Raw genomic sequence first — 24112 nt, forward strand, 5'->3', positions numbered from 1 at the left:
GCGGGCGCGGCCTCGCCGGCGGGCGCCTGCTCGGCCTGCTGCTGCTGGTCGCGCTTCTTCCTGCGCGGCTGCTGCTCTTCAGCCGCGGGGGCGGGCTGCTGCGCGGCCGGAGCGGTCTCGGTCTGCTGTTGCTGCTCGCGCTTCTTCTTGCGCGGCTGTTCCTCGTCGCCCTGTCCCTGGTCGGTGGGGGTGTCCTGCGCCAGGATGATCAGCGGTGTCCCCCCGCGTTGCATGGGGCCGAACGCGGCTGTCCCCTGAAGCGGGGACGCGCCTAACGGCGCGGATGCCATCAACAGGCCAAGGGCTGTGCCTGCCAGAATCCGTGGTTGGCGTTTCATCGAAATTCTCCTTGTGGGGTCCCATCCTTGCCGAAACCGCTTTTAACGAAATTGGTTCCAGTTGCCCATCGTTAGGGGCTGTACAGGGCTATTGGCCGACCTTTTGAAGGCAACTTCATGTCATTCGGCCCCCTTTGCAGCCTCATTCCGGCTGTCGCCGCGCTTGACCTTGGCGGCGGCTGGGGCCACATGCCGGAAATGGAAACCCCGTTCTGGAAGACCAAGACGCTGGAAGAGATGAGCCCCACCGAGTGGGAATCGCTCTGCGACGGCTGCGGCAAGTGCTGCCTGTCCAAGCTCGAGGACGAGGACACCGGTGAAATCTACTGGACCAGCGTCGGCTGCCGGCTGTTCGACGCCGAGAGCTGCCGCTGTGCGGACTATGCCAACCGGCTGGCGCGCGTTCCCGACTGCGTCGGCCTGACGCCGCAGAATGTGCGCACCATCAGCTGGCTGCCCAGCACCTGCGCCTACCGGCTGGTGGCCGAGGGCCGCGACCTCTACTGGTGGCATCGGTTGGTTTCCGGCAGTGCCGAGACCGTGCACGAGGCCGGCATTTCCATGCGCGGCCGGGTCAAGGCGAGCGAGACCGACCTGGCCGAGCCGGAAGACTATTTTGACTTTATGCTCGACGACGAGCCCTGACGCGCGCAGGTAGATCGTCAGGAGTTTGCCTGTCGGAAACCGTGCGAGGGCAAGGCGCCTGACGCGATATTGTAGAATGCCGGCAAGGATTTGGCCGGTAAGGGATTTGGCCGGCGAGAGATTTGAAAGGTCGGCGCCTTGCCGTGTGGCGCCACATGAACCGCGGATGAACGGGCAGTTCGTAAATAGTTCAGACAGGCCGGTGCATTCTCCCGCCATCGGTTTCACGAGGAGGGCGCAAGCCCGCAACAAGGAGAGAGAACCATGTACACCACCATCAAGACGGCAGCGCTTTCGGCTCTGGTCGGCCTCGGCACGCTGGCGGCCATCCCCGCCCATGCCGACAGCCTCTATCTTGGCTTCGGCAACAACCAGGATCCGCGCTTCGGCGTCTATGCCGGCGATGACGGCTATCGCCATCGCCGGGACGAGCGCCGCGACGACTGGCGCCGTGGCTGCTCGCCGGACCGCGCCCTCGACAAGGCCGAGCGCATGGGGCTGCACCGTGCCCGCATCGTCGATGTCAACCGCCGCGTGGTCAAGGTGATGGGCCGTCAGTACGGCGACCGCGTCGTCATCGTGTTCGCCAACGAGCGCGGTTGCCCGGTCATCAACCGCTGAGAATCTCAGGCGTGGACCGTCTGTGAAGGTCTGGAGCCCCTTTCCCCAGGGAAAGAAGTGGCCCGAAACCCCCGCGGGAGCGATTCCGCGGGGTTTTTAATGCCCGCGGCGGTCTCTCTTGAGCAGGTCCGTGGCCAAGCAATGCTCGGCCACGGCGTCCAGCGCCGCCTACTTCAGTTCGAAGGTAACGGTGACCTGGACATTGTAGGCGTTCTCGCCGGCCTGTACCGGCGCCGCGCCGGCCGCGGCGTCGAATGCCTTGGCGTTGATCGGCATCGGCGCCGGCCTGATGTTCTGATCGGTGATCTCGAGCACACGGCCCAGGCTGACCCCGGCCGCCTCGGCCAGCGTCCTGGCCTTGGCCATGGCGTCGGCGACAGCTTTCTTTCGGGCCTCTGTGACGGTGGCCGCCGGATTGTCATTGGTGAAGGCGATGCCGCCGCCTTGGTTGACGCCGAGCGACACCGCCTTGTCGAGGATCTCGCCTGTCTTGTCGACGTCGCGCACGCGCACCGAGAGCGTGTTGGTCACCTGATAGGCGACGAGTTCGGCCTCCTGGCTGCCGTCCGGCTTGTTGGTGTAGTTGTAGCGGGGGGTGATCTGGATGCCCGCGGTCTGCAGGTCGCGATCCTTGATGCCGGCGGCCTTCATCGCGGCAATCACGGCGGCCATGGCATCATTGTTGGCGTCGAGTGCGGCACGCGCCGTCTTGGCTTCGCGCATGACGCTGAGCGTCAGCACCGCCAGATCGGGGGCCACGGTTGCTTCGCCCTCGCCGGATACGATGATGCGGGGCGGCGTCGGCAGATCGGTGGCTCCAGCCATCGCTGGAAAAGCGATTGCAGCGGCGAGCGCGAGGGGCAAAAGATGTCTGGTCATGAAAATCTCCTTGGTCTGCGATCAAGTCGCAGGGGAGCGCGTAGAGCGCGATTATGGGTTGATTTGGGCGATCTGCGAAAGCCCGCCGGGAAAGCCTTGTGCCGCGATGCGAAAAACATTAATCCAGCCCGCGTGGGGCCTGTAGCTCAATGGTTAGAGCCGGCGGCTCATAACCGCTTGGTTGGGGGTTCGAGTCCCTCCGGGCCCACCATTGTTGTTATTTACCAATAGCGTACGGGCAAGTTCGCCCGCGGGTTCGCCAAACGGGATATTACCGTCCCGGGAGCATAATGATCGTGACACAGAAAGGGATCACCCTGAAAGACGTGGCCGCCGCGGCCAACGTTTCGCGCGCCACGGCGGCGCGGGCGCTCAACAGTTACGGTTACGTCGGCGACGGGACGGCTTTGCGGGTGCTGGAAGCCGCCGAGCGACTGGGCTATCGCGCCAACCTCGTCGCGCAGGCCCTGCGCAGCGGGCAGCTGCCGATCGTCGGCTTCATTCCCGGCGACATCCAGAATCCGTTCTTCGCGCGCATTGCCCATGATATCGAGGCGGAACTGCGCAGGCACCGCCACAATCTTCTGATCGCCAGCAGCGAAGAGAATGTCGAACAGGAAAAGGAACTGCTCGAAAGCCTGCGTTCGCTCAGCATCCGTGGCTTCATTCTTGCGCCGACCTCGGCGACGGACAGCCAGCATATCGTGCAGCTCGCCCGTGAGGGCACGCCGGTCGTGCTGATCGACCGTGTCGTCAAGGAAGTGCACTGCGACAGCGTCGTCGTCGACAATGAAGGCGGTGCGCGCGCGGCCGTGGACTACCTGGTTGCCAATGGCCATGAGCGCATCGGCCTGTTGCGGGACGAATCGCGCATCTTCACCGCGCAGGAGCGCCTTGCCGGTTACCAGAATTCGCTTGCAGCGCATGGCATTGCCCTCGACCCGTCGCTGGTCAGCGTATCACGCTCGACCGTGGAACATGCTGTCGAAGCCACCATTCGACTGTTCAGCCGCCGCGATCGTCCGACCGCCCTGTTCACCGTGGACAGCCTGATGACCCAAGGCGCGTTGCTCGGCCTGCGCTCGATGGGACTGTCGATCCCGCATGATGTTTCGCTGGTCGGCTTCGACGATTTCAACCTCGCCACCTTCACCGATCCCCAGATCACCGTCATTGCGCAGCCGACAGCCGAAATAGGGCCGCTTGCCGCCAAAATGCTGCTCGACCGCCTGGCCGGCAAGAAGCTGGTCCCGCGCCACACGCGCTTCCCGACCCGTCTCATCGTTCGCGGCTCGGTCTCGCGGCTGCACGGGCGCTGATCGCCCGATCCAAATAGGCTCTTCCGCGAATTCGTCCGGCAGGGGACTTGCCAACCTCTGAAATGCGTGCGTTAAATATGTGAGATCGATCTCACAATCAGCCGGATCGATGGTGGCCGCGGCGATCGCCGGCGGTGCCTGCAACGAGCGGACGCCCTGCCGCGGCGAAAATACGAGGAAGACCTGCATGCTCAACTTTGACAAAGACCGCTTCATCAAGATCCAGGGCGGAGCCGTCTCCTTCGCCGGAGAGGCGAGGGCGCTCATGCACCGGCTGCTCGGCGAGGGCGTCGAGCGGCTCTATTTCATGGGGACCGGTGGCGTGCAGCTTCTGACCCTTCCAGCGATCGAGCTGGCCGAGCGCCGTACGAGCTTCCCGGTGCGGGGAGAATATCCGGCGCAGGTCGTGCTTGATCCGCCCGCCGGGCTGGACCGGAAGTCGCTCGTGGTCATCCCGTCGCTGTCGGGCACGACCAGGGAAAGCGTGCAGCTGCTTTCCTTCCTGAAGCAGAGAGGCGTGCGCACGCTCTCGCTCACCGGCCATTCCGACACGCCACTTGCCAGGGAAGCCGATTTCACCTTCACGAACTTCGCGGAGGACGACACCTCTTCGGAGTCCTTCTATCTGCAGTCGCTGCTGATCGTGCTGGCACTGCTGGCGGAGCGCGGCGAATACGAGGACTTCGACGCCACGGTGGCCGAGCTCAAGAGACTGCCGGAACTGCTGGTTGGGGCAAAGGCGGCCTACGAAGACAGCGCGGCGAAACTCGCCGACACGATCAAGAACGAAACCTATCACATCTTCACCGGCGCCGGCTCCGTCTGGCCGCAAGCCTACTATTACGGCATGTGCATTCTGGAAGAGATGCAGTGGATCAGGACCAGACCGGTCCATGCCGCCGACTTCTTCCACGGCACGCTGGAGCTGGTCGAACCGGGTGTGAGCGTATTCCTCTTCAAGGGGGAAGATGCCAGCCGTCCGCTGGGTGATCGCGTCGAAAATTTCATCAAACGATACACCGACAAGGTGCACGTTCTCGATGCCGCGTCGGTCGAACTGCCCGGTATCTCGCCTGCTGTCCGCAAGCTGATCTCGCCGATCGTGCTTGCGACGTTGCTGGAACGGGTGAGCGCGCATCTGGAAGTGTTGCGCGATCACCCGCTGACGACGCGCCGCTACTACAAGCGCGTCGAATACTGATCACCTCACCTCATAAAAACGAAGAAGGGAACTGATCATGAAATATTCAACACAGGCGGCAATCGCCGCGCTTGCCGCGGCATCGGCACTGGGTCTGACAATGGGACAAGGTATCGGCGCCGAGGCGGTCCAGGCCGATCCGAACGCTAAGGTCGATTACCAGGGAACGCTGTCGGTCCTGACGAAATTCGGCGCGCAGCAGCTGGCGCCCTACTTCGTCGGCGTCGCCCAGGACTATGAGAAGCTTCATCCCGGCGTGAAGGTCGAACTCATCCAGGAAAGCGACGACAGCGTCAAGGACAAGACCAAAACGCTGGTCGCGTCGAACTCGCTCCCGGACATCTACTTTTCCTGGACCGGCAGCTGGGGCGGAAACTTCGTGCGCGGCCATCGCGCCGTCGACCTGACCCCGGTCATCGGGCCCGATACCGAGTGGGGCAAGACACTGACCCCGGCGGCCGTTCAGGCCTTCATGTACAATGGCAAATACTACGGTATTCCGCTCTATCTCGACGCAAAATTCATGGGCTACAACAAGCAGGCGTTCTCCAAGCTCGGCCTGAGCGCGCCCAAGACCTTCGAGGAGCTCCTGTCGTCCTGCGAGACGATCCGGAAATCGGGCATGACGCCGATCTCTTTCGGCAACAAGGAGGCCTGGCCGGCAATCCACTATGTGGGGCAGCTGCTCGCCTACGACGTTCCGCAGGCGGTACTCGAGAAGGATTTCGACCCCGGCACGGCAGACTATAGCGACCCGGGCTATGTCGCCGCGCTCACCCAATACAAGCAGCTCATCGACAGTTGCACGGATGGCGGCGCCTCGGTGAACGGCACCTCCTATTCGTCGGCCATCCAGACCTTCAGCAACACGAAATCGGCCATGTACTACCAGGAAATCATCGAGTTCGATCAGAGCGCGTCGGCGGATTCCGCTTTGAAAGTATCCGATCTGGGTTTCTTCACCTTGCCTGTGCCGAACGGCGCGAAGGGCGACGCGAAAGCGATCGAAGGCGCGCCGGAGGGCTACATGATCAGTTCCGCCTCCAGCAACATCCCGCTGGCGATCGACTTCATGAAATTCGTCACGTCCAAGCAGAATGGCCAGGTGCTCTCGGCTCCGCCCTACGGGCAGCCCAGCGCGACCATCGGCGGGGCGTCGGAAGCCAACATGAACCCGTCCGTCGTGGCCGGCCTCAAGGAGATCGCCTCCGCTTCCTACCTGATGCCGTGGCTGGACACGGTGAACCCGCCGCGCGTGGCCTCCGCCTGGCTGTCCAGCCTCCAGGCCCTCACCGGCGGCTCGATGACGCCGGAACAGGTCATGGAGCAGGTCAAGCAGGCGGCCGCGGCATCGAAATAGGCCAATGGCGAATCCCGGTCTGGCCAGAATGGAAGGCGCTGCCTTGAGCAACGCCAAGGGCGAGCCGGCGGCGAAAGCCGGCCGCCGGTTCCGCCACTGGGGCTCGCTCCGGTGGGTCGCCGTTGCGGTGATCCTGGTCGGCTGGTTCGTGTATTACCCGATCGTCGACAACTTCATCGTCAGCACCACCGACGAGGATATTTTTACCGGCGAGACCACGAATATCGGCCTCGCCAACTATGAGCGGCTGCTGCACGACCCGGTCGTCTGGGTGGCGTTGTGGAACAACACGCTCTACGCGTTGATCTCCATCGTCTTCCAGGTCGGCGGCGCCTTCGTGCTGGCGGCGCTGATCGAGGGGCTGGGCAGCGAGCGGCAAAGGCGCTTCTGGCGGGCGATTTATTTCATTCCGTCCGCGATCTCGATCACCGTGACCGGCCTGCTGTTCTATTTCATCTACCAGCCGGATATCGGGCTCTTGAACGCCGGGCTCAGGCGCATTGGCCTGGAACAACTCATCCAGCCCTGGCTCGGCGGCGAGCACACGGCGATCTACGCGATCATCGCGATGAGCCAGTGGCAGGGCTTCGGCTATTCGACGCTCCTGTTCGCGATCGCGATCCAGAAGATTCCGCGCGATCTCTATGATGCCGCGGTCATGGACGGAGCCGGACCGCTGCGCAGGCTGTGGAGCGTGACGCTGCCGCTGACCCGCGAGATGACCGGCCTGATGATCATCGTCACCATCACCGGCGCGTTCCAGGTGTTCAACGAGGTCATGGTCATGACCGCCGGCGGCCCCAACAACCGCAGCCAGGTGCTTGGCACATGGCTCTACCAGCAGGGCTTCATCCAGAACAATTTCGGCTACGGCGCCGCGATCGCCGCCGTGATCTTCGCCGTGACCATGATCACCGGAGCGGCCCAGCTTTGGTACACCAGGCGCCGGAGGGTCGAGCTGTGACGGTGATGGCGGCCAGCGGGCGGACCGCGCGCCCGGCCTTCGGGAGCGCTCTTGCGAAAGCCTTTCTGTACTCGTTCCTGATCTGTCTCGGCATCGTCGTGCTTTATCCGCTGGTCTGGATGGCGCTCAACGGCTTCAAGGATAATGGGCAGATCTTCGGCGACCCGTTCGCGCTGCCGTCGCGGTGGACCTGGGGCAATTATGTGCAGGCCTGGAACCGGGGCGTCCGCGACTATCTGGTCTCGAGCCTGCTGGTGACCGTCGCTTCAGCGATCTGCACGGTGCTGATCAGCGCCTGGACCGCCTACGGGCTGACGCGAACGCCAATGCCCGGCAAGCCGCTTATCGTCGGCCTGGTTCTTGGCGGCCTCATGCTCAGTCCGACCGTGGCGCTGATCCCGCTGGTGCGGATGCTGCAGGCCATCGGCCTCTACAACACCTACTGGGCGCTGATCATCCTCTACACGGCGTTCCGGATTCCGTTCAGCACCTTCCTGATCCGCGCCTACATGCTTGGGCTGCCGAAGGATCTCGACGAGGCGGCCCGCATCGACGGCGCCAGCGAGGGGCAGATCTTCTGGCGCATCATCCTGCCGCTGTGCCAGCCGATCATCATCTCCTGCATCATCCTGCACGTGCTGTTTGCCTGGAACGAGTATTTGTTCGCGATGGTCTTCACCAATGGATCGGCGGTGCAGACGCTGCCCGTCGGCCTCACCTCGCTGATGTCCAAGAACGGCACCAATTACGGCGTCGTCTTCGCGGCGATGACGATCTCGGCCCTGCCGATCGTCCTGCTTTTCTTCGCCGCACAGCGGTACTTCATCCGCGGCCTCTCCGAAGGCATCGGCAAATAAATCACCGGGAAGGACATCCATGTCGCAATTCAAGGTCGACCAGTTGATTGGGGCCAACTTCGCCTTCCAGCATTACGCATTCGAGCGCGTTGCCGAGATCCTTCGCGGCTTCGGCTTCAAGGAGATCGAGCTTTGGGGCATCGCGCCGCATCTCGACCTGTTTCATGCGACAGACGCGCATGTTCGATCGGTTCGCGAGATACTTGCGCAGAACGGACTGACGGTCTGGTGCTTCACGCCCGAGCAGGTGATCTATCCGATCAACATCGCGTCGGGCGACGGCGCATATCGCCGCGACAGCGTCAGGCGGTTCTGCCGCGCGGCGGACATATGCGCCGAACTGGGCGCCCGATATTTGTTCCTGACGTCCGGGCGTGGATATGAACACGACCCGCCGCAAGAGGCGTGGGCACGGTCGGCCCAGTCGCTCGCGGAGATCGCCGCCCATGCGTCCTCGGTCGGCGTGCGCTGCCTGCTCGAGCCGCTGCAACGCGTCGAAACCAACGTCGTCACCAATGCGGCGGGCCTGCGCGAAATGCTCGACCAGATCGGCGCCGACACCATGGACGTGGTCCTGGACACCGTCGGCATGGCCACTGCCGGCGATACCGTGGCCGACTATGTCAGGCTGTTCGGGCCGCGCCTCGCGCATGTGCAGATCGTCGACGGGCTGCCGGCGGGGCATCTTGTCTGGGGCGACGGCAAGCTTCCGATCGGCCAGTACCTCGACGACCTCGCCGCGTCGGGCTATCGGGGGAAACTGACCTTCGAGCCGTTCGGAAATGGCTCCTATGCTCTGGACCCGGTCGCGGCGTGGACACGCAATCTCAAGGCGATCGAGCCTCACATGACGCGGGCGCCGACAGCAGCATGACCGGAGGAGCATCGCCCAATCTGGTCGCCGTCGGTGACAACTGCCTCGACGTCTATCTCAACAAGGACCTCCTGACGGTGGGCGGGAACGCCCTCAACGTTGCCGTTCAATGGCGCCGCAATGGCTGGAGCGCACGCTATTTCGGCGCCGTTGGCGATGATCCTGAAGGTGAGATAACGCTCCGCGAGATCGAGACCGCCGGGCTGTCCCGCAACGATGTCGAGATGATCTCCGGCGACACGGCTGTAACCTTGCTGCGCGACCAGTCGGGCGACCGTACTTTCCTGTTCGAATCCTTCGGCGTCGGCGAGAATTACATGCCCGCGCCGCGCAACTGGCAGGTCATTTCGAAAGCCGATTGGGTGCATCTGGGCACCAATGCCAACGAGGATCTCGTGCGCCGCCTGGTTCGCGAGCGCGTGCCGTTCAGTCTCGACGTCTCGACCGCGCATCTGGCCTTGCCGCTGGAGGGCGTGCCTCTGGTCTTCGCGTCCGGTCCAGACGAGCCGAGCGTGCCGGTCGAGCCCCTCATGACCGCGCTGCGGTCGGCCGGGGCGCGCCAGGTCGTGCTCACCTGCGGCAGCCGCGGCGCCTATTTCGGCGACAGCCAAGGCGTTCGCCATGTCGAGGCGTCGCCGACCGCCGTCGTGGACACGTGCGGTGCGGGAGACAGCTTTATCGCCACCTTCATCACCGCGTTCTGCTTCGCGGGTCTCGATGCCGACGATGCCATGCAAAAAGCCTCTCTCGACGCCAGCAGGACCTGCACGCATCTCGGCGGCTTCCCGCAGGAACCGCGCCCCATCCCCGACTGGCTGCCGCTGAAATATGCCGACCTGATCAATCGCGAGACGAGGGTCTGACATGGCCACTTTACGGATGAGACAGCCGGCGGTCGCGGCGACAGCCGATCGGTCGTTCTGGCTGCAGGACATTGCCGCTGCCCCGGCCACCCAACCCTTGGTCGGCGGCGAGCAGGCCGACGTGGTGATCGTCGGCGGCGGCTATACCGGGCTGTGGACGGCGTTGCGGATCCGCGACCTGGCTCCCGAAACCCGCGTCATGGTGATCGAGGCCGATCAGTGCGGCTCCGGCGCTTCGGGGCGCAATGGAGGACAGGTGCATTCCTGGTTCGCCGAGCTCGATCAGATCAGCGCCGTCGTCGGCGAGGAGGAGGGGCGGGCGCTTTGCGCCGATAGCGTCGATGCCATCGCAGAGCTGGAGAAACTTCAGCGCGACGGCACGATCGATATGGATCTCCGGCTTGACGGCTGGCTGTGGACGGCCAGCTCCACGGCCCAGGAGGGAGCCTGGAACCGCGCTGTCGCGATGACCGAGGCAGCCGGGGCCAACCGCTTCCGGCAGCTGACCGGCGAGGAGATCAAGCAGCGGACCGGGTCTTCCGCCTCCTATGCCGGCGTCGTCGAGGCGAATGCCGGAACCGTGCATCCAGCCAAGCTGGCCACCGGCCTGCGCGATCTGGCGATCGCTCGCGGCGTGGTCGTCCATGAGCGCAGCCCCGTCACCGAAATCGTGCCCGGCAGGACCTGCCTGGTCCGGACCGCGCAGGGCGCGGTGCGGGCCGAGAAGGTCGTGCTGGCGGCCAATGCCTGGCTGTCGGCGCTGCCCGAACTGCGACGGCATCTCTACGTGGTCGCGAGCCAGGTGGTCGCGACCGCGGAAATCCCTGACTTGCTCGACCGGATCGGCTGGCGCGACGGAGCCTCCATCTGCGACGCGCAGCGCCAGGTCCTCTATTACCAGCGCACTCCGAAAGGCCGGGTGGTCTTCGGCCGCGGCAGCGGCAACATCGCCTATGCGGGCAATTTCGGCCAAAGCTTCAACCGCAGCCCCGAACACGGACGGGACAATATCCGCGAACTGGCCCGCGTCTACCCCGAACTGCGAGGAGTGCCGATCGACTATGATTGGGCGGGCCCGATCGACTGCGTGCCGGAGCATGTTCCCGTCTTCGATCACTTGAAGGGTCATCCCAACATTTTCTTTGGCATGGGCTACAACGGGACCGGCATTGCCCAGACCCCAATCGGCGGCCGCGTCCTCGCCAGCCTTGTTCTGGAACGGAAGGATCGCTGGAGCGGCAGTGGGCTGGTGGGGCTCGATCGGCGCAAGACGATGCCGCCGGAACCGTTCCGCTATCTCGGCGCCAAGCTTGTGCGCGCCGCGATCGCGCGCCGGAACGACGTCGAGATCCGCAACGGGACGCCAGGCGCTCTAACGCGATTCCTGTCGGAACGCACGCCGGGCGGCGGGGGCTAGGCATCTTTAAACCCGCAAGGACCTGTTGTTGCGCCTTTCTGGTGAACACGGGCGCGGACGCTGGCGGTCCGATTATCCGAACGCCCTTCAGCTTTCCTTGTTGAGGTCGCCCCCGCCGGGAGTAATAGTTGCCCGGAAATTCGCGAGGAGGAAGGGATGACGGTGAATTTCGACCCGAGGGCGAAGGCCACGTCGCTCTACCATGGCGAATTCCGGCCGATGTTCATCGACGGCAAGTGGGTCGCAGCGCAGTCCGGCGAGGTGATGCAGGCGCTGAATCCGGCGACCGGCGAGGTGCTGGCGACGGTGCCGCGTGGCGGAGCCGCCGATGTCGATGCAGCGGTCGCGGCGGCGCGCGCGGCTTTCGAAGGTCCATGGTCGAAATTCTCGCCCTATGAGCGGCAATGCGTGCTGCTCAGGATCGCCGACCTGTTCGAGACACATTGGGAAGAGCTCAGCGTTTGCGACACGCTCGACATGGGGCTGCCGATCACGCGCACGCTGGCCAACCGGCGCCGCGTCATCGGCATGCTGCGCTTCTATGCAGGCATGGCGACGGCGCTGCATGGCGAGGCGATCGACAATTCCATTCCGGGCGAAATCGTCACCTTCACAAGGCGCGAGCCGGTTGGCGTCGTTGGCGCGATCATTCCCTGGAACGCGCCGACCGCGGCCTCGATCTGGAAGATCGCGCCGGCGCTCGCCACGGGCTGTACCATCGTGCTGAAACCGTCCGAGGAGGCATCGCTGACGCCGCTGCTGATCGCCGGGCTGATGCAGGAAGCCGGCGTGCCCGACGGCGTCGTCAACATCGTCACCGGTACCGGGGCCGAAGCGGGCGCGCGGCTCGCCGAACATCCCGACGTCAACAAGATCGTCTTCACCGGCTCGACGCTGACAGGTCAAGCGATCGCGCGGGCTGCTGTCAACAACCTCAAGCGCGTCTCGCTTGAGCTTGGCGGCAAGTCACCGATCATTGTCTGCCGCGACGCCGACATCGACAAGGCTGTCCCAATCGCGGCGATGGCGGTGTTCGTGCATTCGGGCCAGATCTGCATTGCCGGCTCGCGCCTGTTCGTGGCGCGCGAGATCCATGACGAATTCGTGCGCCGGCTGGCGGAGTTCGCCGGAAAACTGCGCATCGGCCACGGCATCGAGGCGGAGACCGAAATCGGGCCGCTCATCAATGCCAGGCAGGCCGGCAAGGTGGAAGGCTACATCAAGGCCGGCGGCGACGAAGGCGCTCAACTGGTCGCCGGCGGGGCGCGGCTGACAGGCGAACTCTATGACGGCGGCAACTTCATCGCGCCGACCGTTTTCGGCGCGGTGTCGGACACCATGACCATCGCGCGGGAGGAGATTTTCGGACCCGTTATTTCGGCGATGCCGTTCGACACGCTGGACGAGGCCGTCGCGCGCGCCAACGCGACGCCCTACGGGCTTGCGGCCGGCGTCTTCACCACCCACCTCGGCACCGCGCACAAGCTAGCCCGCCGCATCAAGGCCGGCTCGGTCTGGGTCAACATGTACCACGCCATCGATCCGGCCGTGCCTTTCGGCGGGATGAAGATGTCCGGCCATGGCCGCGAGGGCGGCATCGAGCATCTGCACGAGTATCTGGAGACCAAATCCGTCTGGATCCAGACGGATTGAGGGCGTGGCGATGTTCAGGTGAGGGCGCCCGCGGTCCGGGCCCGTCGCCGACTGCCGCGCATCGGCCGGAGCAAGGCCCTTGTTCAGGAACTTTTCGTCATCTGGCGATTTTCGACATATGATCGAATCCCGAACAGAAGGGTGTTTGCGATGACAACGAAACGATTGGCGATCTGCGCTCTTGCTCTCGCGATGGGCTTCGACATGTCCTCGTTGGCTTTCGCGGGCGCCAAGCACCGTCATCACCAGGACGAACAGGAGCGCTACGTTCCCGCCAATGACGATCTCATCGACTTCCTCTTCGGCGGCCCGCGCTACTACGACCAGCAGTTGTTCACAACGGCTGCTGGAGCCTGCTCCTACCACCGGACTGGTCCGGACGGTTTTGCGATAAACAAGATCAACGATCACCACTGCGGAAAATGACCGGCGGACGTTTCGTCCGCGATCAGGCCATCACGTTGCGAACGTGACACGGTCCGCCGGCGCGGCCACGCGCCCGGCGTAACATTGCGATCCGCCCCGTGGCGTCTACGAGGTTCGCATCAGCTTGCCATAGCGCTTGATCAGCCGGTCGCGCTTGAGGCGGGTCAGCCTGTGCGTCCAGAACAGCCCGTCGAGCTGATCGATCTCATGCTGATGGCAAACCGCCAGCAGGCCCTCGGCGTCCTCGAATCGCTCACCGCCATCCAGATCCTGATAGCGAACGCGGATGCGGGCGTGCCGTTCGATGTCCTCGGTGACACCGGGCATCGAAACGCTGCCTTCCTCATGACGGATCATTTCGGTCGAGGCCTGGACGACGGCCGGATTTACATAGATCGCCGGTTTTGCCGCGGAAGGGAGCTGGATGACGACCAGGCGTTTCAGAATGCCGATGTGCGGGGCGGTGATACCGATTCCGGGGGCCGCGCGCATGGTGTCGATGAGGTCGCTGGCCAAGGCCTGCAGATCGTCGTCGAACAGCTCCACGGGTTCGGCCACGGCGCGAAGGAGGGGATTGGGGAATTTTACGATCGACCGAACTGTCATGGACCTCGCCTCAACTCGGCAAGCCTGCGCGGATTTCTGCGTCATGTTCGCCGCGCATGGGGCTCTTGGCCGGTGTCTTTTGTTCCCATCCGGAAAAGCGCGGCGCGGCCGCCGCCTGCAGGATGCTGTCCACCGTCAGCCATGTGCCGCGTGCGGCCATGTGCGGATGCTGGGCCGCTTCATGGGGGCTGAAGACTGGGCCGACACAGGCGTCCGAGCCCGCGAACAACTTGACCCATGCGTCGCGAGGTCGCGTGGCGAAGATCGCCGCCAGCCGGTCGCCCAGCTGCGGCCAGAGTTCGCGATCGAACTGGTTGGCGAATTGCGGATCGGCGGTCAAGCCAAGCCTGTCGAGGAAGAGCGTATAGAATTTAGGTTCGACGCACTGGACGCTGATGAAGCCGCCATCCGATGTCCGGTAGACGCGGCACCAATGCGGTCCGTCGAGAAGGCTGCGGCCGCGGTCGGCGGCAAGCGCGCCGGACTGTGCGAGCGACATCAGCAGGTTCATCATATGGGCCGAGCCGTCGACGATCGCCGCGTCGACGACGATGCCCTGGCCGCCGGCGCGCACGTTCATCATGGCGGCCAGCATGCCGATCACCAGATAGAGCGCCCCGCCGCCGACGTCGCCGACGAGCGTCGGTGGCGCCATGGGCGGCTCTCCCGGCAAGGAGCCGTACCAGAGCGCGCCGGACAGGCCGATATAGTTCATGTCGTGGCCGGCGGTGGCGGCCAGCGGACCGTGCTGGCCCCAGCCGGTCATGCGGCCGTAGACCAGGCGCGGATTGGCCGCGAGGCAGGCCTCCGGGCCAAGCCCGAGACGCTCCATGACGCCGGGCCGGAAACCCTCGATCAGCCCGTCGGCGGTGGCGATGAGGCGCGTCAGCACGGCCACGTCGTCCATATTCTTCAGGTCGAGCGCGATGGAGCGCTTGCCGCGATCGAGCAGCGAGCGCTGGGGCGCGCCCGGCACGGACGGCTCCCTGCGGTGAACGACGATGACATCGGCGCCGAGGTCGGCGAAAAGCATGCCGGCGAACGGCGCCGGTCCCAGCGCCTCGATCTCGACGATGCGGATTCCCCTGAGCATCCATCCTCTCTGGTGTTGCGCGTTTAAGCTATTGCGGAGGGCGACGGTGTGTAACCCTGTTCTTTCGCCATTGAAGCATGTGCCGCCCGCATATACTTCAGGACCATGAAAAAAATTGGTTTCCTGTCATTCGGGCACTGGTCGCCCTCTTCGCAATCGCAGGTGCGTTCGGCATCCGACGCGCTGTTGCAATCGATCGATCTCGCCGTCGCCGCCGAGCAGCTCGGCGCCGACGGAGCCTATTTTCGCGTGCATCACTTCGCCCGCCAGCTCGCCTCGCCATTCCCGCTGCTGGCGGCCGTCGGCGCCAAGACCAGCCGCATCGAGATCGGCACGGCCGTCATCGACATGCGCTACGAGAATCCGCTCTACATGGCCGAGGATGCGGGTGCGGCCGACATCATCGCCGGCGGCCGGCTGCAACTCGGCATCAGCCGCGGCTCGCCCGAGCAGGTGATCGATGGCTGGCGCTATTTCGGCTATGTGCCGCAGGAAGGCAAAAGCGACGCCGACATGGCGCGGCATCACGCCGAGGTGTTCCTCGATACGCTCCGCGGCGAAGGCTTCGCCCAGCCCAATCCACGGCCGATGTTCCCCAACCCGCCCGGCTTGCTCAGGCTCGAGCCGCATTCGGAGGGCTTGCGCGAGCGCATCTGGTGGGGCGCGGCGACCAACGCCACCTCTGAATGGGCGGCGAAGCTCGGCATGAATTTGCAGAGCTCGACGCTGAAATTCGACGAGAGCGGCAAGCCGTTCCATGTCCAGCAGGCCGAGCAGATCCGCATCTATCGCGAAGCCTGGAAGGCGGCCGGGCATGAACGCGAACCGCGCGTCTCGGTCAGCCGCAGCATCTTCGCGCTGGTCGACGACCGCGACCGCGCCTATTTCGGGCGCGGCAATGAGAGCCGCGACCAGATCGGCTTTATCGAGGAAAATACCAGGGCGATCTTCGGCCGCAGCTACGCCGCCGAGCCGGACGTGCTGATCAAGGAGCTGGCGCAGGACGAAGCGATCGCCGAGGCGGACACGCTTTTGCTCACGGTTCCCAACCAGCTCGGCGTCGACTACAACGCCCATGTCATCGAGGCGATCCTCACCCATGTCGCGCCGGCGCTCGGCTGGCGCTGACCCGTGCGGGGAGCGGTCGTCGGTCTAATGGATCGAGGGAGGTTGCCGCATGTCCAGGAAAGCCCTGATTGCCTGGGGAGGCTGGGAAGGCCACACGCCAGAGCGCAGCGCCAACGTTATCCGCGACATGCTGGAGCGTAACGGCTTCGCGGTCACGCTCGGCGAGGGGACAGCGATGTTCGCCGATCCGAACCTTGCTTCATTCGATCTCATCGTGCCTGTCATCACCATGTCGACGATCGAAAAGGCCGAGCTGAACAACCTGACGCAGGCGGTTCGCCTGGGGAGCGGGCTCGGCGGCTTTCACGGCACGATGGGCGACAGTTTTCGCGCGGAGCCCGACTACCAGTTCATGACCGGCGGCCAGTGGGTCGCGCATCCCGGCAACATCATCGACTACCATGTCGTCATCACCCGGCCGGACGATCCGGTCACGACAGGCGTCAGCGATTTCGCCTACCGGTCGGAGCAATATTACATGCATGTCGACCCGGGCAACGAGGTGCTGGCGACCACCACCTTTACCGACGCGCATTTTCCCGGAATTGGCGGCGTCGTCATGCCGGTCGTCTGGAAGCGCCGCTATGGCGCGGGCAAGGTTTTTTACAGTTCCCTTGGCCATACGGCGGACGAGTTCGCGGTGCCGGAAATGGCGCTAATCACGGAGCGCGGTTTGCTGTGGGCCGCGCGCGACTAGCCTACCAGTCCGCGACGCGGTCGCCGCCGGTGAATTGCGCGCTTTTGCCGGTGTATTCGAACAGTTCGATCTTCACCCCGTTGGGGTCGCGCAGCCAGGCCTGGTACGTGTCGTCGCAGGCGTGCTTTTTGGCGGTGATGTCCACGCCCATGGACGCGATGTGCGCGATCGCGGCGTCGATGTCTTCGACCTCCAGGCAGAAATGGTTGATCTGGTCCGTCTCGCTGAACCGCGCGCCCTCTTTCTGGAAGACCTCGACATGGCTGCGGCCGCCGCAATTGAGGTAGAAACCGAAAACCGTGCCATCGCGCAGGAAATTGAACTGTATGTCCATGGCAAGGACATTTTCGTAGAAGCGCCGTGTTTCTTCCAGGTCGTTGGCGAAAATGCAGACATGGGCGAGTTGCTTGACTTTGATCATGGCTGGGTTCCGTGGTTTGGCCCGTTGTGCATGGTAAGGCGGCTCGTGCGGCGCATCATCACTCGATTCCGCCGGTGACCACATAGGCGCCGGCGCTGCGTCCATCCTGTAGCCGCACCACCGCCGTGACGATCGAACCGTATGAGCCGCGCCAGACGCTGTGAAAGCGCCGATGCTCGACGGCAGGGACGAGCGCCCGCCCGCTGAGCCGCGTGCCGGCTTGGTGCATGTCAATCGCCTGGCCGTTGACATGCACGTTGAGGCTGGCGTGCTCCGCTTCGCTTGCCTCGACAGCCAGGTCGATTGTGACCGTGATCTCGTCGTGATCACCGGACGCGCGCGTTTCAGCTGTTAGCGCGATTTCCACTATCGGCGCCTTGCCATTGCCGGCTTGAGTACGCTGGCGCGAAAAGACATCATCAGGCAATTCAGGCGTGCGCGGCGGCTGGGTGCGGCGCTGCGTGGAACGTTCGAAGTCGCCGGCCATGCAAAGCAGCCTTTGGTCGTCATAGGCCTTGCCGGCGAAGGTCAGGCCGACCGGCATGCCGATATCGGCCATTGTGCCCATCGGCACGGTGACGGTCGGGATGCCGAAATGGCGCCAGACCAGATTGCCGTTGGCGACCCAGGTGCCGTTGCGCCAGGCCAGATCGGCTGACGCCTCGTTGACGTCGGCGTCGGCCGGGCCGACATCGGCGGCGGCCGGCAGGACCACGGCATCGAGGCCTTGTGCGTCCAGCCAGTCCTCGAAGTCGATGCGTCTTGTTGCTTCGAGTCCCTTGATGCCATCTGCGATCGTGGGAATGTGGGTCAAGGGCGCGACGCCGAGCTTTGCCCGCTCGACATACTGCGCCAGATCGAAGCCGCCTTCATAGCGGTCGGGCAGCGTGCCCGGTGGCTGCGGGAAGATTTTTGGGCCGTCGACCGAGGCGAGATCGGGCAGAGCAGGGTCGGCGTTGGCCCGCAGGAAATCGTCCCAGCCCCAGATGCAGAGATCCCAGATTTCGCGGTCGGCGAAGTCCCCGGGCACCAGCCCACGCTCGACCATGGTCCGCGCGCCTGGGCGGTCGCGCTCATAGTTGGACACGACGGGAAAGTCGACCTCGACCACTTCGGCGCCGAGCCGCCGCAGATCCGCGGCCGCCTGTTCCCAGAGATCAAGTACCGAGGCGCGGGTTTCGATTGGGCGATCTATTTCTGCGTCGCGGCCGATATACATTCTGGGTACGCCGAGCCGCTTGCCCTTCAGCGAACCCGCAAGCGTCAGGTCGGTATAACGTCGTGGCCGCATCCCGGAGCTTTTCGGCAGCGCCACCCAAGGCTGGGCGCGCCAGAAATCGCCTCGCGTTTCCGGATCGTCGGCGACGATGACGTCAAGCAGTTCCAGCATGTCGGGCACGCTGCGCGTGTGCGGCACCACGACATCCATGGTCGGCACCAAGGGCCAGTTGCCGCGCACCGAAATGACGCCGCGCGAGGGCGTGTAGGCGACCAGCGCGTTGTTGGTGGCCGGCGCACGGCCGGACGACCACGTCTCTTCGCCGAGCCCGAAGGCGCAGAAGCTGGCCGCCGTCGCGGTGCCCGAGCCGTTGGAGGAGCCCGACGCGAAGGCGGCGGTCAGATAGTCACCATTGTAGGGGCTTTCAGCGCGGCCATAGACGCCGCGCTGCATGCCGCCATTGGCCATGGGCGGCATGTTGGTGAGGCCGATCAGCACCGCGCCGCCGGCGCGCAGCCGGGCGATGGTGAAGGCGTCCTCATTGGCGACGAGATGCTCGAAGGCGGGCGAGCCGGCAGCCACCGTCAGGCCTTTGACCTTGTAGCTGTCCTTGGCGGTGTAGGGGATGCCGTCGAGCGGGCCAAGCGTCTTTCCTTGCCGGCGCCGCTCGTCGGAAGCGGCGGCATCCTCGAACATTTCAGGGTTGAGCACCGGCACGGCGTTCAGCGCGATGCCGTGCCGGTCGAAATACGCGATCCGCCTGACATAGGCCGCGACCAGTTCGACGCTGGTGATGGCGCCGTTGTCGAGCGCTTGGCGCAATTGGTCGATCGACGCTTCGACGAGGTGAAGGCTGGTCTCGGTCATCATTGGCCCCAGTGTCTGTACGCCATGGATGAGCGAGGCCGCCGGCTTCGGCAAGAGCCAATTGGAACTCTTTCGCGCCTCCCCGAAAAAATCGATTTTTTAGGCAACCTCCGATGGACGCGTGCGTTACTGCGTTCCGGGGAAGGTTGAGGTTTGCATGGACCGTTTCGAGATTTTGAATGAGCCGACAGGCACCTATTCCATTTTCGACAGATACACCGAATTGCCGGTGACGGTGCAAGGCAGGATTTTGATCGGGCTCTGCCGGCACGAAGTGCCGCTTGCCCTGCTCCGCGCCATGGAAGACGCCGACGGCGGGATGCCGTCGCTCTCCCCGTTGGGCGGCTGTCGATCATACGAACATCAATGAGACGACTTGCAAGCGTGAATGAACGCTCGCATAAGTTGCGGCAAGGCATACAGCATGAAGAAAATGGTGCGTTATCGTAGCATGAAAGGGGAATCATGCCTGACCAGATTGCGCTTGTCCGCGCGGCCATCGCGCGGCTGCTTTCGGAAAAAACCGGGGCTCCCGTGATTTCGATGAGGGAGAGTATCGCCGAACTGCCGGCGATATCGGGTGCGCCGCTGACCACCGAAAACCTGCAGGATCTGCTGCTGGAAATGGCGGAGGTGCGCGGGATGATGGTGGCGCTCGATCTTTAGCAACTACTGGGGAAGCGCCACGCGCTTTTCCCCAGAGAACCGCTAAGCCCTAGTTGCCTAGGTGTCTAGTCCTGGGATTGCCCTCGGTCGGCTGGCAGCGGCCGGTCGCGGCCTCCCTCGATCGCCCTGTTCCGCGCCGGTTCAAGCGTGCCGTCGCCGTAGATCATGCGGCCGGCGCGGAAGGTGGCTCGCACACGTGGGACCGGCTGGCGGTCGGCCACGACGAGATCGGCCAGCAGCCCAGCTTCGATGGCGCCGCGATCGGTGAGCCCGAGTGCGGCGGCCGGATTGGCGCTCGTCAGCGCCGCCGCCTTCGCCAGGCCACCGTCGCTCAGTTTCGCCAGGCCGAGGACGGCCGGCAGGATCGAGGCCGGGTGATAGTCGCTGGCCAGCATGTCGAGCAACCCGGCCTCATAGGCCTGGCGAGCGGAAAGATTGCCGGAATAGGATTCTCCGCGCAGCGCATTGGGCGCGCCCATGGCCGTATACATGCCCAGCCGGCGGGCTTCCCGCGCCGCCTCCAGCGTCACCGGGAATTCGCTGAGCACGGTTCCCAGGCCGTGGACGAATTCCACCTTTTCCAGCGTGTCGTCATCGTGCGAGGCGAGCACGATGCCGCGCGCGCGGGCAAACGCCGACAGGCTCTGCAGCGTGCCGAGCACACCGCCATGCCCGTTTCGATCGGCCATGCGCTTGCCGACGACCTCGGATACGTCGGCTATCGACATGCCGCGCTCCTTGGCCAGGCGGGCGATATACAGTTCGACGTCGCGGTACTGTCCCTGGCCGGGCGTGTGATCCATTAGCGAAACCAAATGCAGCTTGCCGGCATCCATCAATCTTTCCAGCACGCCGACAGCCGCGCTGAACGTCACCTCGAAGCGGGCATGGATGCGGTGATCGACCAGAAGGTGGTCTTTCAGCCCGGTGATGGTCTCGATGATGGACGATGTGTGTTCTTCCGAGCGCAACAAGGCGGCCGTGGCGCTGTTGCCGATGAAGGAGAGCGCGGCATAGGCTGTGGTCACGCCGCAGGAGGCCAGCCGCTTGTCGAGCTCGGCGATGCCGATCTCCATCGGCACGTGGACCCCGCTGCGCGGCTCCACTTCCCGTTCCACCATGTCGCCGTGCATGTCGATGAAACCAGGCAACAGCAGGCGGCCGCCGCCGACGAAGTCGGCATTCTCGACAGGCCGGTCGCGGATCTCCGCGATCCGGCCGTCTTCGATCCTGACCGCGCCATTGGCAATGACACGGTCGCGCAGCACAATCTCGAATTCGCTCAACCACAGATCGTGTTTCTTCGGCTGATCCCGATGGGGTGCGGCCCTGTCCGTCCGTTCAAGCATGGTCGTCTCCGAAAACAGCATTCCACATGTCCCGATCGCCCTCCGGCCGGCGGTTTCAAGGCGTGTCATGTGGATGGTTCATTCCCGAGGATCGGATAAGCTCAGTTGGTGACAGCTTTGTGTAGGACAGGCGGGTTGGGCCGCCGTGCTGCCACCGGGTGGGCAATCGCAAGATGTGATACGAGACGCACGTTGGCTACCTACGTCAGGAATGCGCCGCATTTCGGACGTATAAATTGTCTTCGCCAAGTCCTGATAGCAGACATTGCAAGGAGGACTGCGGAGGTCGCGGCCGCGCCAAGACTCCTCACCGTGCCCATCGTGCTTTGAGCCACCACAAAGTGCAAACGCGTGGCCGAAATGGCTATCCGTGGCTGGTCACCCGCCAGCGCCGGACGGCGCCCCACTGACGGAAAAGAACGCGAGCACGCCGGGCATCCCGCTCGCTTCCATCTCGCCATAATCTTCGAATGTCAGGCCGGAGCCAACCACGAGATCGCGCACCGTCCGCGACGCGATGATCTCGCCCGGCCGGGCATGGTCGAGCAATCGCGATGACAGCTCGATCGCGATGCCGGTGAAGTCATCGCCGCGCTCCTCGCATTCGCCGGTGTGGACCGCGGAGCGGACATCCAGACCGGATTGTCTCAGGCGATGGCGGATCGCGATCGCGCACTGGATCGACCGCGTCGGTCGTTGGAACACCGCGAGCATTCGGCTTGGCGAGCGCCTGATCTGCCTGCCTTCGGCGAGAAGTAATTGGCTTCTGATCTCGTCTGCGTGTCGCTCAATCAGATCTGCGCCGGAGTCAGAATGCGGGTCGCTTATCTCCAGCGACAGCACCGACACCAGGAGCCGTTCGCCCGGTGTCGCCTGGAGAGCGTTGGTGACGAAAACCTCGATCTCGTCGACGAGGCGATCGGAATTCTCGCCCCAGATCACGTGATCCCGGCCGGTGAGCTCGACATATCTGGCGCCTTCGATATGCGTTGCGAGGTAGCGTCCTTCTTCCCGTTTGACCCAGCGGTCGCCCGACGTCTGAACGATCAGTGTCGGAACATGAATGACAGGCAGGATGTCGCGAACATCGATTTCGGTTCCCCAGCGCCAGAGCGAGATCGCGTCTGCGGGCGAGGCTGAATTCCTGAGGTAAGCGGCGAACCATTCTCTTTCGAACGTGTCGTTCATCAGGCTGGGGGCCGCATTGCCCATGTCCGCCGGCTCTCCCCACTGTCTCTCAATGGTGGCCAGGTCTTCTTCCACCTGCTCGGCCGTCCTTGCCCAAGGGTAATCCTTCGACCATCTGCCCCTGGCATAGGTTCCGTTGAGCACAAGTGCCGCCGTGCGCTCGGGGTAGGTCGCCGCGAATAGCATGCACATGGGGCCGCCCTCGGAACCGCCGAACACAACCGTGCGCTTCGAGCCGACCGCATCCAGCACGGCTCGCATGTCCTCCATCCGCTCTTCCATGGTCGGCAAACCGACATTGCGGTCGGATAGCCCTGTGCCGTGCTTGTCCATGCGGATCAAGCGGCAGAAGCTGCCGAGCCGCTGGAACACATGCGAAAGCCGTGGCGAGGCCCAGGCAAGGTCGAGATTGGAGACCCATCCAGGCACATAGATCAGGTCGATCGGCCCGTCGCCGGTCACCTGATAGGCGATGCTGACCCCGGAGGATTTGACATAGTGGGTGTAGGGGCGCAGGGGTTCGCCGCCCGCCTCGGCGCGCGGCGGCTCGGAGGCCGAGGCCGGACGCGGCGATGTCGTGCGGCGGGCCCGCAGCGTATCGTGCAAATGTCTTGTCTCCGGCTCGGGCTGCAGCCTCAGCTCCCGCTGCAGCGCATCGCGGCAATTGTCATATTGCTTGAGCGCCAGATTGATCCGGCCCTGCGCCGCATAGACGTGCATCAGGGCGCGGTGGATGTCCTCCCGCAACGGCTCCATGGCGAGCAGGCGCGTAGCAGCGCGGACGCAGGAGGCCGGATCCTTGGTTGCACTATAATGCGCGACCAGCCTGTCCAGCGCCGCGACAGCCGTTGCCCTCAGACGCTCGCGCTCGATCCGCAGCCAGTCCTCGAAAGGCTCCTGCTTCAGGCCGAAACCGTCAAGCAGGTCGCCGCGATAGACGACAAGCGCCTGTTCGAGGTTATCAGGCTCCGAGCTGGCCGCCAGCGCCTCGAACCGCGCGACATCGAAATCAAGGCCATCGAGATGAAGGGCGACATTGTCGCTATCCCTGAGGAAGCGAGCGCTGCCAGAAGCTTGCATAGCCTTGCCGACAACCGAAACCGCTTGTCGCAGGTTCATCCGCGCCTGGGTCTCGCTGTTGCCACCCCACAAAAGGGCGGCGAGCTTTTCGCGCGATTGCGCATGTCCCGATTGCAGCGCGAGGTAAGCCATCATCGCCCGCGCCTTGCGGCTGAAGGCGGGGACCGCAGCCCCAACGCCGGCAAAGTCGAAACCACCCAGTAGATAGAGATGAGGCCCGGTCATCGGATCCGCCACAACAGCCACCACGCACCGGCGATCCTTTCGTGTCGCCGTCCCTATTTCAACCGTGATTCTGCCAAAATCGCGCTTTTCACGATTCCATCACGCTGGTTGCTGCGCGTTTCTCACGGCTGTCGAGGAGATTGCCGCACTGAGCCC

At 64.2% G+C, this 24112-nt stretch carries 23 protein-coding genes, 1 tRNA gene and 1 pseudogene; 17 read left to right on the forward strand and 8 right to left on the reverse strand.

What is annotated here, in order from left to right:
* Positions 1–338: pseudogene (locus LB555_RS27955) on the reverse strand (flagellar motor protein MotB); the annotation flags it as partial.
* Between the two features lie 198 nt (positions 339–536).
* Here LB555_RS27955 and LB555_RS27960 point away from each other — a divergent pair.
* Positions 537–983, forward strand: coding sequence for a YcgN family cysteine cluster protein (locus LB555_RS27960; protein ID WP_041163697.1), 447 nt, complete (start codon positions 537–539; stop codon positions 981–983).
* Positions 984–1247: 264 nt separating this feature from the next.
* Complete coding sequence (locus tag LB555_RS27965; RefSeq protein ID WP_015316248.1) at positions 1248–1604, forward strand: hypothetical protein; 357 nt, start codon at positions 1248–1250, stop codon at positions 1602–1604.
* Between the two features lie 168 nt (positions 1605–1772).
* Here LB555_RS27965 and LB555_RS27970 read toward each other — a convergent pair whose 3' ends face one another.
* A complete protein-coding gene (locus LB555_RS27970; RefSeq protein ID WP_015316249.1) occupies positions 1773–2483 on the reverse strand; it encodes an SIMPL domain-containing protein in 711 nt (236 codons plus the stop codon).
* A gap of 135 nt (positions 2484–2618) precedes the next feature.
* On the opposite strand from LB555_RS27970, the gene LB555_RS27975 reads away from it, so the two are divergent.
* The 11 genes from LB555_RS27975 to LB555_RS28025 all read left to right on the forward strand — a co-directional run bounded on the left by LB555_RS27975 (position 2619) and on the right by LB555_RS28025 (position 13417).
* Positions 2619–2694, forward strand: a tRNA-Ile gene (locus LB555_RS27975).
* 79 nt (positions 2695–2773) lie between these two features.
* A complete protein-coding gene (locus LB555_RS27980) occupies positions 2774–3802 on the forward strand; it encodes a LacI family DNA-binding transcriptional regulator (protein WP_140876579.1) in 1029 nt (342 codons plus the stop codon).
* Between the two features lie 187 nt (positions 3803–3989).
* Complete coding sequence (locus LB555_RS27985; protein ID WP_224684259.1) at positions 3990–5003, forward strand: SIS domain-containing protein; 1014 nt, start codon at positions 3990–3992, stop codon at positions 5001–5003.
* 37 nt (positions 5004–5040) lie between these two features.
* Positions 5041–6363 carry an ABC transporter substrate-binding protein gene (locus LB555_RS27990; RefSeq protein ID WP_140665927.1) on the forward strand — a complete coding sequence of 441 codons (1323 nt, stop codon included), beginning with the start codon at positions 5041–5043 and terminating at the stop codon, positions 6361–6363.
* Between the two features lie 4 nt (positions 6364–6367).
* Entirely contained in the window at positions 6368–7327 is a 960-nt protein-coding gene (locus tag LB555_RS27995) for a carbohydrate ABC transporter permease (protein WP_224527425.1), read from the forward strand.
* A 5-nt stretch (positions 7328–7332) separates the two neighbouring features.
* Complete coding sequence (locus tag LB555_RS28000) at positions 7333–8184, forward strand: carbohydrate ABC transporter permease (protein ID WP_041163763.1); 852 nt, start codon at positions 7333–7335, stop codon at positions 8182–8184.
* A 19-nt stretch (positions 8185–8203) separates the two neighbouring features.
* Positions 8204–9058: a sugar phosphate isomerase/epimerase family protein gene (locus LB555_RS28005; protein ID WP_224527422.1), complete on the forward strand. Its 855-nt coding sequence runs from the start codon at positions 8204–8206 to the stop codon at positions 9056–9058.
* The gene (locus LB555_RS28010) at positions 9055–9921 is read left to right on the forward strand and encodes a PfkB family carbohydrate kinase (protein WP_224585578.1); all 867 of its coding nucleotides are present in this window, start codon (positions 9055–9057) and stop codon (positions 9919–9921) included. Before LB555_RS28005 ends, LB555_RS28010 begins: the two co-directional genes overlap by 4 nt.
* A gap of 1 nt (position 9922) precedes the next feature.
* Complete coding sequence (locus tag LB555_RS28015) at positions 9923–11338, forward strand: NAD(P)/FAD-dependent oxidoreductase (protein ID WP_224684260.1); 1416 nt, start codon at positions 9923–9925, stop codon at positions 11336–11338.
* Between the two features lie 156 nt (positions 11339–11494).
* Positions 11495–12991 carry an aldehyde dehydrogenase family protein gene (locus LB555_RS28020; protein WP_224684261.1) on the forward strand — a complete coding sequence of 499 codons (1497 nt, stop codon included), beginning with the start codon at positions 11495–11497 and terminating at the stop codon, positions 12989–12991.
* A gap of 150 nt (positions 12992–13141) precedes the next feature.
* Entirely contained in the window at positions 13142–13417 is a 276-nt protein-coding gene (locus tag LB555_RS28025) for a hypothetical protein (RefSeq protein ID WP_140793215.1), read from the forward strand.
* 105 nt (positions 13418–13522) lie between these two features.
* Here the strand turns inward: LB555_RS28025 and LB555_RS28030 are convergent, their stop codons facing one another.
* Together LB555_RS28030 and LB555_RS28035 are read right to left on the reverse strand one after the other, a co-directional pair.
* Positions 13523–14023, reverse strand: a complete 501-nt coding sequence (locus LB555_RS28030) for a peptide deformylase (protein ID WP_140665939.1) — start codon at positions 14021–14023, stop codon at positions 13523–13525.
* Between the two features lie 10 nt (positions 14024–14033).
* Positions 14034–15116, reverse strand: coding sequence for a CaiB/BaiF CoA transferase family protein (locus tag LB555_RS28035; protein ID WP_224684262.1), 1083 nt, complete (start codon positions 15114–15116; stop codon positions 14034–14036).
* Between the two features lie 105 nt (positions 15117–15221).
* Between LB555_RS28035 and LB555_RS28040 the strand changes: the two genes are divergently transcribed.
* The gene (locus LB555_RS28040; protein WP_140713849.1) at positions 15222–16244 is read left to right on the forward strand and encodes an LLM class flavin-dependent oxidoreductase; all 1023 of its coding nucleotides are present in this window, start codon (positions 15222–15224) and stop codon (positions 16242–16244) included.
* A 49-nt stretch (positions 16245–16293) separates the two neighbouring features.
* The gene (locus LB555_RS28045) at positions 16294–16941 is read left to right on the forward strand and encodes a ThuA domain-containing protein (RefSeq protein ID WP_224684263.1); all 648 of its coding nucleotides are present in this window, start codon (positions 16294–16296) and stop codon (positions 16939–16941) included.
* Between the two features lies 1 nt (position 16942).
* On the opposite strand, the gene LB555_RS28050 is transcribed toward LB555_RS28045, so the two are convergent.
* Both LB555_RS28050 and LB555_RS28055 read right to left on the reverse strand, forming a co-directional pair.
* Entirely contained in the window at positions 16943–17362 is a 420-nt protein-coding gene (locus LB555_RS28050) for a VOC family protein (protein WP_224684264.1), read from the reverse strand.
* A gap of 58 nt (positions 17363–17420) precedes the next feature.
* Positions 17421–19448: an amidase gene (locus LB555_RS28055; RefSeq protein WP_224684265.1), complete on the reverse strand. Its 2028-nt coding sequence runs from the start codon at positions 19446–19448 to the stop codon at positions 17421–17423.
* A 157-nt stretch (positions 19449–19605) separates the two neighbouring features.
* Between LB555_RS28055 and LB555_RS28060 the strand changes: the two genes are divergently transcribed.
* Both LB555_RS28060 and LB555_RS28065 read left to right on the forward strand, forming a co-directional pair.
* Positions 19606–19818 carry a hypothetical protein gene (locus tag LB555_RS28060; protein ID WP_224684266.1) on the forward strand — a complete coding sequence of 71 codons (213 nt, stop codon included), beginning with the start codon at positions 19606–19608 and terminating at the stop codon, positions 19816–19818.
* A gap of 95 nt (positions 19819–19913) precedes the next feature.
* Complete coding sequence (locus tag LB555_RS28065; RefSeq protein ID WP_224684267.1) at positions 19914–20114, forward strand: hypothetical protein; 201 nt, start codon at positions 19914–19916, stop codon at positions 20112–20114.
* Between the two features lie 65 nt (positions 20115–20179).
* Here LB555_RS28065 and LB555_RS28070 read toward each other — a convergent pair whose 3' ends face one another.
* Complete coding sequence (locus tag LB555_RS28070; protein ID WP_224684308.1) at positions 20180–21406, reverse strand: alpha-D-ribose 1-methylphosphonate 5-triphosphate diphosphatase; 1227 nt, start codon at positions 21404–21406, stop codon at positions 20180–20182.
* Positions 21407–21841: 435 nt separating this feature from the next.
* Positions 21842–23956 (reverse strand): alpha/beta fold hydrolase, encoded by a 2115-nt coding sequence (locus LB555_RS28075; protein ID WP_224684268.1) that lies wholly within the window; start codon positions 23954–23956, stop codon positions 21842–21844.
* Positions 23957–24112 lie beyond the last annotated feature (156 nt).

It is taken from the genome of Mesorhizobium sp. BR-1-1-10 (assembly GCF_020165595.1).
GTDB classification, from domain to species: Bacteria; Pseudomonadota; Alphaproteobacteria; order Rhizobiales; family Rhizobiaceae; genus Mesorhizobium; species Mesorhizobium australicum.